This window comes from Cupriavidus sp. 05T41 (assembly GCF_056396525.1).
Genome location: NZ_JBFTLQ010000053.1, coordinates 1 through 13,398, shown reverse-complemented (window position 1 = coordinate 13,398; position 13,398 = coordinate 1). Strand labels below are relative to the sequence as shown.

12 protein-coding genes and 1 pseudogene are annotated in these 13,398 nt (G+C 70.7%); 5 read left to right on the top strand and 8 right to left on the bottom strand.

Annotated features, from left to right (window positions below; all coding sequences use genetic code 11):
- Positions 1-15: 15 nt before the first annotated feature.
- The 4 genes from AC1DKV_RS26565 to cobU are packed head-to-tail and all read right to left on the bottom strand — an operon-like array spanning position 16 to position 3,705.
- Positions 16-939: a cobalamin-binding protein gene (locus AC1DKV_RS26565; RefSeq protein ID WP_441623185.1), complete on the bottom strand. Its 924-nt coding sequence runs from the start codon at positions 937-939 to the stop codon at positions 16-18.
- Positions 936-1,979 (bottom strand): threonine-phosphate decarboxylase CobD, encoded by a 1,044-nt coding sequence (cobD, locus tag AC1DKV_RS26560; protein WP_441623183.1) that lies wholly within the window; start codon positions 1,977-1,979, stop codon positions 936-938. Before cobD ends, AC1DKV_RS26565 begins: the two co-directional genes overlap by 4 nt.
- The gene (cbiB, locus tag AC1DKV_RS26555) at positions 1,976-2,992 is read right to left on the bottom strand and encodes an adenosylcobinamide-phosphate synthase CbiB (RefSeq protein WP_441623181.1); all 1,017 of its coding nucleotides are present in this window, start codon (positions 2,990-2,992) and stop codon (positions 1,976-1,978) included. Before cbiB ends, cobD begins: the two co-directional genes overlap by 4 nt.
- Positions 2,992-3,705, bottom strand: coding sequence for a bifunctional adenosylcobinamide kinase/adenosylcobinamide-phosphate guanylyltransferase (gene cobU / locus AC1DKV_RS26550; RefSeq protein WP_441623179.1), 714 nt, complete (start codon positions 3,703-3,705; stop codon positions 2,992-2,994). The genes cbiB and cobU overlap by 1 nt, the downstream gene beginning before the upstream one ends.
- Positions 3,706-3,851: 146 nt before the next feature.
- On the opposite strand from cobU, the gene AC1DKV_RS26545 reads away from it, so the two are divergent.
- Positions 3,852-5,306 carry a cobyric acid synthase gene (locus AC1DKV_RS26545; protein ID WP_441623229.1) on the top strand — a complete coding sequence of 485 codons (1,455 nt, stop codon included), beginning with the start codon at positions 3,852-3,854 and terminating at the stop codon, positions 5,304-5,306.
- A 161-nt stretch (positions 5,307-5,467) separates the two neighbouring features.
- Positions 5,468-6,127, top strand: a complete 660-nt coding sequence (locus AC1DKV_RS26540; RefSeq protein WP_441623177.1) for a nucleotide-binding protein — start codon at positions 5,468-5,470, stop codon at positions 6,125-6,127.
- Here the strand turns inward: AC1DKV_RS26540 and AC1DKV_RS26535 are convergent.
- Positions 6,124-6,675, bottom strand: a complete 552-nt coding sequence (locus AC1DKV_RS26535) for a GNAT family N-acetyltransferase (protein ID WP_441623175.1) — start codon at positions 6,673-6,675, stop codon at positions 6,124-6,126. The genes AC1DKV_RS26540 and AC1DKV_RS26535 overlap by 4 nt on opposite strands.
- Before the next feature lie 218 nt (positions 6,676-6,893).
- On the opposite strand from AC1DKV_RS26535, the gene AC1DKV_RS26530 reads away from it, so the two are divergent.
- A complete protein-coding gene (locus AC1DKV_RS26530; RefSeq protein ID WP_441623173.1) occupies positions 6,894-8,117 on the top strand; it encodes a PepSY-associated TM helix domain-containing protein in 1,224 nt (407 codons plus the stop codon).
- A gap of 84 nt (positions 8,118-8,201) precedes the next feature.
- Here AC1DKV_RS26530 and panC read toward each other — a convergent pair whose 3' ends face one another.
- The 3 genes from panC to AC1DKV_RS26515 all read right to left on the bottom strand — a co-directional run bounded on the left by panC (position 8,202) and on the right by AC1DKV_RS26515 (position 10,270).
- Entirely contained in the window at positions 8,202-9,050 is an 849-nt protein-coding gene (panC, locus tag AC1DKV_RS26525; RefSeq protein ID WP_441623227.1) for a pantoate--beta-alanine ligase, read from the bottom strand.
- Between the two features lie 124 nt (positions 9,051-9,174).
- Positions 9,175-10,056 (bottom strand): segregation and condensation protein A, encoded by an 882-nt coding sequence (locus AC1DKV_RS26520; RefSeq protein WP_441623171.1) that lies wholly within the window; start codon positions 10,054-10,056, stop codon positions 9,175-9,177.
- A gap of 28 nt (positions 10,057-10,084) precedes the next feature.
- Positions 10,085-10,270, bottom strand: a complete 186-nt coding sequence (locus AC1DKV_RS26515; protein WP_441623169.1) for a DUF3460 family protein — start codon at positions 10,268-10,270, stop codon at positions 10,085-10,087.
- Positions 10,271-10,468: 198 nt separating this feature from the next.
- Here AC1DKV_RS26515 and AC1DKV_RS26510 point away from each other — a divergent pair, with 198 nt between their 5' ends.
- Positions 10,469-12,331 (top strand): autotransporter assembly complex protein TamA, encoded by a 1,863-nt coding sequence (locus AC1DKV_RS26510; protein WP_441650044.1) that lies wholly within the window; start codon positions 10,469-10,471, stop codon positions 12,329-12,331.
- Positions 12,332-12,368: 37 nt separating this feature from the next.
- A pseudogene (locus tag AC1DKV_RS26505) lies at positions 12,369-13,398 on the top strand (translocation/assembly module TamB domain-containing protein); the annotation flags it as partial.

Below are 13,398 nucleotides of genomic sequence, written 5' to 3'. Positions count from 1 at the left end.
GGTGCCGCCAGGGCGCTACTGCGCCGGCCGCTTGGCTCGCGCGTTGTCCAGGTCCTTGCAGATGATTTCCGCGCCGCGCGCCAGGCGCGGCCCGGCACGGTTGACCAGGTCGCCATCGATGGCGTACAGGTTGCCGCGCGCCACCGCCGTGACCTGCTTCCAGCGCTCCCACATGGAGAAATCGGGCAGGGGGCGGTCCGAGCGCGTGGCCCCGATGGCCGCCGTCATCATCACTTCGGGATTGCCCGCCACCACCGCTTCCACCGATACCGTGGGCACCAGCAGGGACTCGCTGGCGAACAGGTTGCGCCCGCCGCACAGCGCCAGCACGTCGCTGATCAGGTGCTGGCCGCTGAGGGTCATCAGCGGCTGTTGCCAGACCTGGTAGAACACCGTCACCGGCGGCCGCGCGGCATAGGCCTGGCGCAGCTTGTCGACCTGCTGGCGGAAGCTCGCGGCGGCGCCGCTGGCGGTGGCCTCCGTGCCCATCAGCACGCCCATGCGCTCGATATTGCTGGGAATGCCTTCGAGCTTGCGTGGCTCGCTGAAGAACAGCGGCAGGCCGAGCGCGCGCAGGCGGTCGGTCTGTTTCTGCGCATTGCCGTGGCGCCACACCACGATCAGGTCCGGCTTGAGCGCGGCGATGCGCTCCAGGTCGAGCGCCTTGTTGTCGCCCACGCGCGGGATCTCGCGTGCCTGCGGCGGGTAGTCGCTGTAGCTCACGGTGCCGACGATACGCGCGCCGCCGCCGGCCGCGAACAGCAGCTCGGTGACGTGCGGCGCCAGCGAGATCACGCGCCGCGCGGGCTGGTCCAGCGTGACGGTCTGCCCGGCATCGTCGACCACCGAGACGGCGGCGCCGGCGTCGGCGCAGTGCGCACCGCCCAGCAGCGTGATGAGTGTCAGCAGGATGCGGGCGGCCAGCGGGGTTTCATTCATCGGGAATCCAGGGTGCGGTCGGAAAAGTGGGTGGCGCATGCGCTTGCCAGCGCGGCATCGAGCCGCTGCCAGGCTTGCGCCGATGCCGGCGGCAGGCCCAGGCGCAGGCTCGGCAGGACACCGTCCTGCGCCTCGAACAGCCGCGTCCACACGCCTTGCCGCGCCAGCGCGTCGTGCAGGATTGCCGCGTCGGCGTGCGGCACCCAGCTGAACAAGGGATGGCTCGCCGGCACCAGCCCATGCGCGCGCAGCATCGCTGCGAGCCGGTCGCCCGCTTGCTGCAGGCGGGCGCGCGTTGCGTCCTGCCAGGCGGTGTCGGCCAGCGCCAGGCGTGCCACCGCGCGGGCAGGGCCGGCCACGGTCCAGTGGCCCAGATGCGCGTCCAGCGCGGCCAGCAGGTCCGCTCGCGCCAGCACGAAGCCGCAGCGCACGCCGGCCAGTCCGTAGAACTTGCCGAGCGAACGCAGCACCACCAGGCCCGGCCGGCCGGACAGTGCCGCCAGCGACAGCGCCGGTGTGCAATCCATGAAGGCTTCGTCGAGCAGCAGCGTACCGCCGCGCGCGGCCAGCCCGGCATGCCAGGCCAGCAAGGTGGCCGGGGCAAGCGTGCGCGCGGTCGGGTTGTTCGGGTTGACGACCACCAGGTGATCGAGCCGCGCGGCGAGGCCGGCTTGGGCGAAATCCGCCTCGGCCAGGGGCACCACGTCGTGCCCGGCGCGCGCGAAGGCGGGCGCGTATTCGCTGTAGCCCTGCGCGGCCACGCCTACGCGCCCGGGCCTGAGCAGCAGCGGCAGGGCGCGGATGGCAGCCTGCGAGCCTGCCACCGGCAGCGCGCGCGGGGCGCCATAGGCCTGCGCGGCGAGCGCGGCCAGGCCGTCGTCGTCCTGCGGCAGGCGCTGCCACGCCTCGGCGGGCAGGGCGGGCACCGGATAGCCGTCGGGATTGATGCCGGTGGAAAGGTCGAGCCATCCGGCCGCGGGCCGGCCGTAGCGGCGCACGGCGGCGAGCAGGTCGCCGCCGTGGCGGATCTGGGTGGTCATGCGATGGCGTAATGCAGGAGGCAGGGGACGGCGGCGCTGGCGCAGGCGGCGGCCAGCCACAGCCACAGCGTGCGCTGGACCAGCCGCAGGCAGGCGCGTACCTGGGCGCATCCGGGGCGCGTGCCAGCGCCCAGCGGCGGACGGTCCTCCCATTCGCCGTGGTAGCGCGCGGGACCGCCCAGCGCAACGCCGACGGCGCCGGCGCCGGCGGCCATGACCGGACCCGCGTTGGGGCTCGACCAGGCCGGCGCCTGCGCGCGCCAGCACCGCAGGGCCTGCCTGGTGTGGCCCAGCAGCGCGTACGACAGCGCGGTCAGCCGTGCGGGAATCAGGTTGAGCAGGTCGTCCAGGCGGGCGGCGGCCCAGCCGAAATACAGCAGCCGGGGCGTGCGGTAGCCCCACATGGCGTCCAGCGTATTGGCCAGGCGAAAGGCGATCACGGCCGGCGCGCCGCCGAGCAGGAACCAGAACAGCGCGCCAAAGACGGCGTCGTTGCCGTTCTCGAGCGCGGATTCGCAGGCCGCGCGGGCCAAGGCTTCGGCGTCTGCCCCGGCGGTGTCGCGCGAGACGATGCGCGCGGTCAGGTCGCGCGCCGCCGGGAGATCGTCTTGCGCTAGGGCCTCGGCGATCGGCGCGATATGCTGGGCCAGGCTGCGCGCGCCAAGCGCCGCGTACAACGCCAGCGCGTGCAGCAGCCAGGCCAGCGCCACGCTCAGTTGCGCTGCCGCCTGCACCAGCACGGCGGCCAGCGCGGCAGGCACCACCACCATCAGTGTCCAGGCTGCCAAGCCGCTGGCGCGCCGGCGCAGCGGCGCGCCTCCGCGGTTCAGGCGGCGCTCAAGCGCGGCGGCCAGGTTGCCGAAGCCCACCAGCGGATGCCAGCGGCGCGGCTCGCCCAGCCACTGGTCCAGCAGCACGCCGGCCACGGCCGCGGCCACGCAGGCCGGCCAGGGGATTGCGGGAAATGTCCACCAGGACGAAAGCGCAAGGGGAAACGCAGGCAAGGACAGCATCAGCACGCCAGATCGGCGCCTTTCACGCTGATGGGAATGCCGGCCACCACCAGCCGCACGCGGTCGGCCGCGGCCGCGAGCTTCTGGTTGAGGCGGCCCAGTTCGTCGACATAGAAGCGCGTGATGGCGCCCATCGGCACCACGCCGAAGCCGATTTCGTTGGAAACCAGGATCACGTGTCCGGGCAGGGTGGGCAGCGCGGTCAGCAGCGCGTCGATTTCCTCCGTGAAGGCGGCCGGCGGCGTCACCAGGCCGTGCTCGGGATAGCTGCGCGCATCGAGGAAGATCAGGTTGTTGAGCCACAGCGTGACGCAGTCGACCAGGATGCAGCCGTCGTGCGTGGCGTTGGCGTAGAGGGCGTCGGCCAGTTGCAGCGGCGCCTCCACCAGGCCCCATTCGTTCGGGCGCCGGGCGCGATGCAGCGCGATGCGCAGCTGCATTTCCTCGTCGGCGCTGTCGTCGTCATGGCGCGCGGTGGCGATATAGGTGACCGGGCCGCCGGTGGCCGCCGCGTGGTCGGCGGCCAGTTGCTCGGCGAAATGGCTCTTGCCGGAGCGCGCGCCGCCCAGCACCAGCGTGAGCTGGCGCGCGGGTCCGGCCGCGGCGGCCGCATGCGGCGCTGCGGCGGCACGGGGGGAGCGTTCGCCCTGCGGCGTGGTGGCCGAGGTGCTGGCAGGCTCGGTAGCGGTGGCGGATGCGTGGGCCGAAGTCATCCGGGTATTGTAGCGGGCGCATCCGGGGATCGCACGCCCTGCGATGGCGCCAGCCCGCCATGCACCGATGCGATAATCCCGCGATGCAAAAACCTCTCTCCAAAGCTGGCGCCGGCGGGCTGCCGGGTGGCTTGCGCGGTACCCTGATGGTGCAGGGCACCACCTCCGACGCGGGCAAGAGCACGCTGGTGGCGGGCCTGTGCCGCGTACTGGCGCGCGGCGGCGTGCGCGTGGCGCCCTTCAAGCCGCAGAACATGGCGCTCAACAGCGCCGTCACCGCCGACGGCGGCGAGATCGGCCGCGCCCAGGCCCTGCAGGCACAAGCGGCCGGGCTGGCGCCGCACACCGACATGAACCCCGTGCTGCTCAAGCCCAGCAGCGACACCGGCGCCCAGGTCATCATCCACGGCCAGGCGCGCATGGACCTGAACGCGCGCGCCTACCATGCCTACAAGCCGGTGGCGATGCAGGCGGTGCTGGCGTCGCACCGGCGCCTGTCCGAGGCCTACGAGGTGGTCCTGGTGGAGGGCGCCGGCAGCCCGGCGGAGATCAACCTGCGCGACCGCGACATCGCCAACATGGGCTTTGCCGAGGCGGTGGACTGTCCGGTGGTGCTGGTGGCCGATATCGACCGGGGCGGCGTGTTCGCCCACCTGGTGGGCACGCTGGATTGCCTGTCCGACTCCGAGCGCGCGCGCGTGAAGGGCTTCATCATCAACCGCTTTCGCGGCGACATCGCGCTGCTCGAGCCGGGCCTGGACTGGCTGGAGGCGCGCACTGGCAAGCCGGTGCTGGGCGTGCTGCCCTACCTGCACGGCCTGCACCTGGATGCGGAGGACGCCATCATCGGCGCGCAGGCGGCCAAGGAGGGCGAACTGTTGCGCGTGATCGTGCCGGTGCTGCCGCGCATTTCCAACCACACCGATTTCGACGCGCTGCGCGCGCACCCGCAGGTGGACCTGCGTTTCGTCGGCCCCGGCATGCCGATTCCGCCGGCGGACCTGATCGTGCTGCCCGGCAGCAAGAGCGTGCGCGCCGACCTGGCCTTCCTGCGCGCCAACGGCTGGGAACCCGCGCTGCGGCGGCACCTGCGCTATGGCGGCAAGGTGATCGGCATCTGCGGCGGCATGCAGATGCTGGGGCGGCGCGTGGAGGATCCGGCCGGCCACGAAGGCCCGGCCGGCGGCAGCGATGGCTTCGGCCTGCTGGACTACGACACCGAACTGGCACCACACAAGCAGCTGCGCGTGGTGGCGGGGCGCCTGGCGCTGGAGGCGCAGGACGCCGTGGTCGGCGGCTACGAGATCCACATGGGCGTGACCCGCGGCCCCGCGCTGGCGCGTCCGGCACTGTGGCTCGACGGCGGGCGCCCGGACGGAGCGCAGTCCGAAGACGGCCAGGTGCTGGCTTCCTATGTGCATGGCCTGTTCGACCAGCCGGCCGCCTGTGGCGCGCTGCTGCGCTGGGCCGGGCTGGCGCGCGCCGGCGGCGTGGACCTGGCCGCGCTGCGCGAGGCGTCGCTGGAACGCTTGGCCGACACCCTGGCCGCGCACCTCGACCTGGACGCATTGCTGGCACCGCTGCAAGTACCCGCCGGCTGAGCCACAGGGCGGGCGGCAACTGCTAAACTCGCACGCGGGCCCGCGCCGCCGCGGGCCCGGCGCAGTGGCGGCCAGGCTGGCCACCGCGAGAACGGCCACGGCGGAACCGGTGCGGCGCGTCCCATGGCGGCCGCCATGGAAATCGCTTACGGAGAGCGCCCATGCCCGTAGTCGTGATCGCCAATCCCAAAGGCGGCGTAGGCAAGACCACGCTGGCCACCAACCTGGCTGGCTACTTCGCCAGCGCCGGCCACGCGGTGATGCTGGGCGACACGGACCGCCAGCAATCCTCGCGCGCCTGGCTGGGCCTGCGTCCGCCCACGGCGCCCGCGATCCAGACCTGGGAGATCGGCGCCGACCATATCGCGCGCCCGCCCAAGGGCATCACCCACGTCGTGCTCGACACCCCGGCCGGCCTGCACGGCTGGCGCTTCAACGACGTGATGAAGCTGGCCCACCGCGTGGTGGTGCCGCTGCAGCCTTCCCTGTTCGATATCCTTGCCACCCAGGATTTCCTGACGCGCCTGGCCGACGACAAGCGCGTGCGTCATGGCGAGGTGGAAGTCGGCGTGATCGGCATGCGGGTGGACCTGCGCACGCGCGCCGCCGAGCAGCTGCAGCGCTTCGTGGCGGGACTGGAGCTGCCGGTGCTGGGCTTCCTGCGCGACACGCAGAACTATGTGCAGCTGGCCGCGCATGGCCTGACCTTGTGGGATGTGGCGCCGTCGCGCGTGGCGCGCGACTGGGAGCAATGGCAGCCGATCATCGGCTGGCTCGAGCCGGCCCGTGCGTCGGCCGCACGCAACGCGCCGGCAGGCTAGGCGCCAAGCCGGGCAAGCAGCGCGCCCACGTCTTTCCAAGTGACGCGGCGCACTGCCACGGTCAGGTCCGTGCCGGGAAACAGATCGTCGAAGGGTTCACTCTCGATGCCGTCGAGCCGCCGGTAGAACTCGCGCGCCTGCGCATTGCCATCCAGTACATACAGAAACAGCGGCTGCCCCGGCCAGCCCGCGGCGACACGCCGCGCGCAAGCGGCGAACAGGCGTTTGCCCAGGCCAACGCCATGAAACTCCGGCATCACATGGAGGTTGTCGAGATAGATGCCGAATTCCGGCTCCGACGCCGGCAGCAGGCAGGAGAAGCCTGCCGGCTCGCCGTCCACGCGCGCCAGCGTGACTTCCAGCGGCGCCTCCGCCCCTTCCACCAGGCGCGCGTGCCAGGCGCGCAGGCGCTGGGCCGGTGCCTCGCTCGCCAGGTAGCTGTCGGGCAGCAGGCCGCGGTAGGTGTACTGCCAGCTGCGCGTATGCAGGCTGGCGACGAGCGCGGCGTCTTGCGGGCCGGCAGGCGTGAGTTCGATCGTCTTGGTCATGGTCGGTGCAACAGTCCTGGCGGCCGCCGTGGGCCGTGGATCGTCATTTTGCCGCAAGCGCGGTGGAGGCCGGCGTTGATGCGCTGCGGACGCCCGTCCTGCGGGCCGTCCTGATAGAATCGCGAATCTTTCGCATTCTCATCTTGTCGGCAGCGCGCGGCGTGCTTCTGCCGGCACGCGATGCGCCGTACCCAACCCCCACACTGGTCCAAGTTCCCATGGTCACCGGCCGCCTGCGCGTCGTCATCGTCAAGATCCACCTGTATATCGGCCTGTCGCTGGGGCTGCTGTTCATCATGCTGGGCCTGACCGGCACCACCATTGCCTGGCGCGACGAACTGGATGCGCTGATCAACCCCGAGCTGCTCACGGCCACGGCCGACGCGCCGATGCCGCTGGCCCCGGCCACGGTCAAGGCGGTGACCGACCGCCTCGAGGCCGATCCGCACTACGGCCGCCCGCGCATGTTGATGCTGCCATCCTCGCCGCGCCAGGTTTTCATCGCCTGGTACCCGGTCAAGGGACCGGGCGGCGAGGGCCGCTCGCGCCAGGTCATGGTCGATCCGGTCACGCTGGCGGTAAAGGGCGAACGCGTCTGGGGCGAGCCAGGCCTGTCGCGCCCGCTGCTGATGCCGACCCTGTTCCAGTTGCATCACTACCTGCTGTCGGGCGAGACCGGCCGCACCATCCTCGGCGTGACCGGCATGATGCTGCTGGTGATGATCATCGCTGGCGTGTCGCTGTGGTGGCCCAAGCTCAGGCCGCGTGCGCTGCTGCACGCGTTCCGCGTCAGCCACGGCGGCTCATGGTCGCGCTTCAACTACTCGCTGCACCGGGCCGGCGGCATTTTCGCAGCCCCCGTGCTGGCCACCATGGCTTTCTCGGGCTGGTACCTGAACCTGCCCAAGTGGGTGACGCCCATCGTGGCCAGCGTGATGACGGTGACGCCGCCCGTCAAGCAGGTGTCGGCGCCGGCGCCGGCCGGCACGCCGCTGCTCGGCGCGGCGCAGGCGGTCAGCGCGGCGCAGGCGCTCTATCCTGCCGCGGAAGTCACCCGCCTGAGCTTCCCGCGCAAGCCCGGCGATCCTTTCGAAGTGCGGCTGCGCCAGCCGGGCGAGGTCCGCCGCGACACCGGCGCCACCCGTCTCTGGCTCGACACGCATACCGGCCAGCGCGTGGCGGTGCGCGATCCGATGAACGCACCCGCCGGCGACACCTTCCTCAACTGGATGTATCCGCTGCACACCGGGGAGGCCTTCGGGCTGCCCGGTCGGGTGTTTATCTCCGTATTCGGCCTGGTGCCGCTGATGTTCGGCGTGACCGGCTTCCTGATCTGGTGGAAGCGGCGGCGCGGCCACCGCCGCCACATGGTGCGGACGATGGCGCGGGCCAGGGTCGGGGTGAAGGCGACGCAGAAGGAAGAGGTGAAGCTGGGCGCCTGAGACCGGCGCGGCAGCGATCGCGTCAGCGTGCCAAAGCAAAGGGGCGTCCAAGGACGCCCCTTTTTCGTGCCGGCAGGACCGGGTTCAGATTTCGAGGTTGTCGATCAGCCGGGTCGCGCCCAGCTTGGCCGCGGTCAGGATCACCAGCGGCTCGCCGGCGACCAGTTCGTCGCGGCTGGGCGCCTGCAGGTCCACGCGCTTGCGGATCGACACGTAGTCCGGCTTCCAGCCACGCGCTGCCAGGGCGGAGACCGCGCCGGCCTCGATGGCGAGCAGGTCGGCGCTGGCGCTGTTGGCCGCCAGCACGGTGTCGCGCACCTGGTGCAGGGTCTTGTAGAGCACGGGTGCTTCGGCACGCTCGTCGGGCTGCAGGTAGCGGTTGCGCGAGGACAGTGCCAGGCCGTCGTCGGCGCGCACGGTCTCGGCCGGCACGATGTCGATCGGCAAGGCGAACTGGTTGACCATGCGGCGCACGATCATCAGTTGCTGGTAGTCCTTCTTGCCGAACACGGCAACGCGCGGCTGCGCGCACGAGAACAGCTTCATCACGACGGTGCACACGCCCTTGAAGAAGCCGGGGCGGAACTCGCCTTCGAGGATGTCGCCGAGGTCGTGCGGCGGTTCGACGCGGTATTCCTGCGGCTCGGGGTACATGTCGCGCTCGGTGGGCGCGAACAGGACGTAGACGCCTTCCTTCTGCAGCTTCTCGATGTCATCCTGCAGCGTGCGCGGGTACTTGTCGAAGTCTTCGTTGGGCCCGAACTGGAGCCGGTTGACGAAGATCGAGGCGACCACCGGGTCACCGTGCTGGCGCGCCAGCCGCATCAGCGACAGGTGGCCTTCGTGCAGATTGCCCATGGTCGGCACGAAGGCCGCCCGGTTCTGTCCGCGCAACTGGTCCCGCAACTCGTGAATGGAGGAAATGACTTTCATGAAGTTGGTGTGCTGGTCGTGGTAGGAGTGTGCCCGGCGCGCCCGTCCGGCGCGCTTCTTGGCGCCCGCTGTCGGCGGATTGTAGAGCATGTGGCGCCGTTCGGACGGCGCTTATCGGCGCGGCCTAGTTGGGAATGTACGCCAATCGCACATAAATCGGCGCAAAGGGCTCGGCCTGGGTGATCTCGACCAGCGCTTCGCGCGCCAGCTCGAGCATGGCGATGAAGTTCACCACCACCACCGGCACGCCCTTGCCTGAGCGCACGGCCTCATCGAAGAGCTGGGTGAACTCCATGAAGCGCGCATGCTGCAGGCGGCGCAGGATGTGGCTCATGTGCTCGCGCACCGACAATTCCTCGCGCGAGATCTTGTGATGCTGGTTGAGCTTGGCGCGCTTGAGCACGTCCGCCCACGCGGCCTGCAGGTCCGACATTTCCACGTCGGGAAAGCGCGGCGCCAGGCTCTGCTCGATATAGACCTGCGTATGCAGGAAGTCGCGGCCGAGCTGCGGCACCTGGTCGATGCGCAGGGCGGCCAGCTTCATCTGCTCGTATTCCAGCAGGCGGCGCACCAGTTCGGCGCGGGGATCCTCGGCCTCCTCGTCGCTGTCGCTCTTCTTGACCGGCAGCAGCATGCGCGACTTGATCTCGATGAGCATGGCCGCCATCAGCAGGTACTCGGCGGCCAGTTCCAGGTTGCTCTTGCGGATCTGCTCGATATACGAAAGATACTGGCGCGTCACTTGCGCCATGGGGATATCGAGGACGTTGAAGTTCTGCTTGCGGATCAGGTACAGCAGCAGGTCCAGCGGCCCTTCGAAAGCCTCGAGGAAGACTTCGAGCGCATCCGGCGGGATGTAGAGATCCTGCGGCAGCTTGAACAGCGGCTCGCCGTACAGCCGGGCGAAGGCCATGCCGTCGATTGCCGCCGGCGTGGAGTCCTGGCCGGGCGCGACGCCGGGCAGCTCGACCGGCGGCGACAGCTTGTCCTGCTCGCTCTGGTTCATCGGGGGCGGGGGCGGCGGACCGGGTGCCTTAGTCCAGCGAGTAGACGTACGGCTTTTGCGCCACGCGCGAGGCGCCGGCGCGCTCGCTTTCCTCGAGGTTGATCGGGGTCTTGTCCCACAGCAGGGCGCGGCCCTGGCGCTGTTCGGCCTCCAGGGAAGGACGTTCTTCCTTGAGCGACTTCAGGAACTGGGTGATATCCGATTCGTAGGCCATGGCGGGGAAAGTAGGTGAGATTGGAGAACAGCCGGGATTTTACCGTATCGGCAGCCCCGGGCAGGGGTTTGCGCGCGGTTTTGCCCGCCGATGCCGGATTTCGGGCGTGCACGCGGGACTTTTTCGCCTGCCGCGGCAGGCCGGGCGCGCGGGTGTGGTCAAATGTCGACTTCGCATGTTGTGCACCGATCGATGAGGATGGATCCAGGCAACGAGCGCACGCTGCCCGCCGCGCCCTCCGGCCAGACGCCGGGGAAGCCGTCCGCCCCGTGCCGCCGGCCAGGATGGCCGCGGCTGCTGCCCGCGACGGCGCTGGCGACACTGGCCCTGTGCGCGCTTCCGGCCACGGCCAGCTACAAGGTCGAGGTGGACGCGCCCAAGCCCATCAAGGAAATGCTCGAGGAGCACCTCGATCTCTCGCGCTACCGCACGCGCGACGATATCTCGCCGGACCAGTTCGACTACATGGTCGAGACCGTGGCCGAGCAGGTTCGCCAGTTCACCTCCACCGAAGGCTATTTCGACCCGGCCACCACCACGCGGGTGGAGGGCAGCGGCGACGAGCGCACCGTCCATCTCACCGTGGATCCCGGCGCGCGCACGCTGATCCGCGCGGTGGAGGTCGGCGTGAGCGGCCCTGCCGCCACCCAGTCGCCCGCGCAGGTGGCCGAGCTGCGTGCCAAGTGGGGCCTGCCGGTGGGCGAGCCGTTTCGCCAGGCGGACTGGGCCAAGGCCAAGGAAGACGCGCTCGTGGAGCTGCAGAGCCACACGTACTACGGCGCGCGGCTGGCCAGCTCGCAGGCGCGCGTCGACCCCGACGAGCAGGCTGCCGACCTGAGCGCGCGCTATGCCAGCGGCCCGGCCTACAGCCTGGGGCCGCTGCGCATCAGCGGCCTGCGCCGCTACCCCGAGCAGATCATCCGCAACGTCAATCCCTTGAGCGAGGGCGAGCCCTATCGTGTCGAGCGGCTGCTGGAGTTCCAGCGCGCGATCCAGAACCAGCCGTACTTCTCCAATGTGCAGATCGACCTCGGCGAGCAGGGCGATGCCGTGCAGGGCCAGGAGAACAAGGTCGACCAGAACGCCGAGCGCGTCGTCGCGCCGGTGTATGTGCGGGTGCGCGAGTATCCGGCCCACCGGCTGTCGACCGGCGCGGGCTACACCACCGATACCGGCGCCCAGGTCGAAGGCCGCTATTCGTACTACAACCTGTTCAACCGCGCCTGGGTCCTCGACACCCAGGGGCGCCTCGAGCAAAAGCGCCAGTACGCCTTCGCCGAGGTCGCCATGCCGCCCGACAGCCGGACCTACCGCAACAGCGTCTACGGCAGCTACGAGCGCACCATCGACGTGGAAAGCACCGACCTGACCAGCCTGCGCACCGGCCTCAAGCGCTCGCGCTCGCGCGAGAAGTACGACACCACGCTCTCGCTGGACTACTACTACGACAACCTGCAGCCGTTCGGCCAGCCGCAGCAGCTCAGCCATGCGCTGGTGCCGGCCTTTGCCTGGGCGCGGCGCGACGTGGACAACCCGGTCTTTCCCCGGCGCGGCAACGTCATCAACACGCAGCTGGGCGTGGCCGCCAAGCACGTGCTCAGCGACGAGACCTTCTTCCGCGTCTACGGCCGCATCCGCCAGTACATCGCGGTGGGCAAGCGCGACCTGGTGGTGGCGCGGCTGGAGCTGGGCGCCGACATCACCCATGGCGACGTGACCAAGATCCCGGCCTCGCTGCGCTTTCGCGCCGGCGGCACGGACTCGATCCGCGGCTACAGCTACCAGTCCATCGGCACCCGCAACGGTGCCAGCGTGCTGCCGGCCAGGTACCTCGGCACGGCCAGCCTGGAATACCAGTACTGGTTCCTGCACGACTGGGGCATGGCGGTGTTCTGGGACACCGGCACCGCGACCGACAACCTCAGCGGCGTCAAGCTCTACAACGGCGTGGGCATCGGCGCGCGCTGGCGCAGCCCGGTCGGCCCGGTGCAGCTCGACGTAGCCTACGGCATCCAGGAGAAGCAGTTCCGCCCGCATATCTCGCTGGGGGTCGCATTCTGATGGCGATGCGCGAACCCGGCCGCAAAGGACCCGCCGCATGAGCATTCCCGACATGCCTCCGGTGCCCGCCCGCGACAATGCGCCGCCGCCGCCGCGCCCGGGCCGCCGGCGCCTGGGGCGCTGGCTGGCCTGGCTGGCGGCGCTGCTGTTGCTGGCGCTGGCGGCCGTGGTGCTGGCGGCGGTGCTGGCGTTGCGCACCGAGCCCGGCACGCGCCAGCTGTGGTCGCTGGCCACGCGGCTGTCGGCGGGCACCCTGTCCGGCAAGCTGGAGGGCGGCACGGTGGCGCACGGGCTGCGCCTGCGCGATGTGGTCTTCGCCAGCGGCGAGACACGCGTGACGGTGGACCGCGTCGAGGGCGACTGGTCGCTCGGCTGGTCGCCGGCGCGGCTGCACGTGAACTGGCTGCGCATCGGCGCGGTGACGCTGCGCCTGCCGCCGTCCGAGCCGGACAGCGCGCCCGCCACGCTGCCGAAGTCGCTCGAACTGCCGCTCGCGGTGGATGTGGATGTGCTCACGCTGGCGCGTCTGGCGCTGTTGCAGGGCCCGCCGGCCACGCCGGGCGAGATGGTGTTTTCCGACCTGGCTGGCGCGCTCCATTCCGACGGGCAGCGCCACCGCCTCAGCATCGACCGGCTGGTCACGCCCTACGGCAAGCTCGCCGCCAGCGCGCAGATCGCCGCGCAGGCGCCGTTCGCGCTGAGCGGCGCGGCTTTGCTCGAAGGCAGCTGGCAGAAGGAGTCGTTCGATATCAGCGCCAATGTGCATGGCTCGCTCGCCGCCTTGCGCGCGGAAGTGGACGCCAGCGGCGACCGCCTGCGCGGCCGCGCCGAGGCGGACCTGACGCCGTTCGGCAAGGTGCCGTTTACCCACTTGCTCGTCAACGGCGAGCACATCAACCCGCAGTTGTTCAGCCCTTCGGCGTTGCGTGCCAACCTGTCCGTGCATGCCGATCTGCGTCCGGTGGACGGTGCCGCGGCGTCGCCGGACCCGGCTGCGGCCGCATCGGCGCCGGCGGGTGTGGCCGATTCGGCGTCCGCGTCCGCCTCCGCGCCGCAGGGCGCGCCCG

What these genes read in the sequence shown, in the direction of transcription:
- AC1DKV_RS26565 (WP_441623185.1), bottom strand. Translation starts at nt 939, where the DNA reads ATGAATGAAACCCCGCTGGCCGCCCGCATCCTGCTGACACTCATCACG.
- cobD (WP_441623183.1), bottom strand. Translation starts at nt 1,979, where the DNA reads ATGACCACCCAGATCCGCCACGGCGGCGACCTGCTCGCCGCCGTGCGC.
- cbiB (WP_441623181.1), bottom strand. Translation starts at nt 2,992, where the DNA reads ATGCTGTCCTTGCCTGCGTTTCCCCTTGCGCTTTCGTCCTGGTGGACA.
- cobU (WP_441623179.1), bottom strand. Translation starts at nt 3,705, where the DNA reads ATGACTTCGGCCCACGCATCCGCCACCGCTACCGAGCCTGCCAGCACC.
- AC1DKV_RS26545 (WP_441623229.1), top strand. Translation starts at nt 3,852, where the DNA reads ATGGTGCAGGGCACCACCTCCGACGCGGGCAAGAGCACGCTGGTGGCG.
- AC1DKV_RS26540 (WP_441623177.1), top strand. Translation starts at nt 5,468, where the DNA reads ATGCCCGTAGTCGTGATCGCCAATCCCAAAGGCGGCGTAGGCAAGACC.
- AC1DKV_RS26535 (WP_441623175.1), bottom strand. Translation starts at nt 6,675, where the DNA reads ATGACCAAGACGATCGAACTCACGCCTGCCGGCCCGCAAGACGCCGCG.
- AC1DKV_RS26530 (WP_441623173.1), top strand. Translation starts at nt 6,894, where the DNA reads ATGGTCACCGGCCGCCTGCGCGTCGTCATCGTCAAGATCCACCTGTAT.
- panC (WP_441623227.1), bottom strand. Translation starts at nt 9,050, where the DNA reads ATGAAAGTCATTTCCTCCATTCACGAGTTGCGGGACCAGTTGCGCGGA.
- AC1DKV_RS26520 (WP_441623171.1), bottom strand. Translation starts at nt 10,056, where the DNA reads ATGAACCAGAGCGAGCAGGACAAGCTGTCGCCGCCGGTCGAGCTGCCC.
- AC1DKV_RS26515 (WP_441623169.1), bottom strand. Translation starts at nt 10,270, where the DNA reads ATGGCCTACGAATCGGATATCACCCAGTTCCTGAAGTCGCTCAAGGAA.
- AC1DKV_RS26510 (WP_441650044.1), top strand. Translation starts at nt 10,469, where the DNA reads ATGGATCCAGGCAACGAGCGCACGCTGCCCGCCGCGCCCTCCGGCCAG.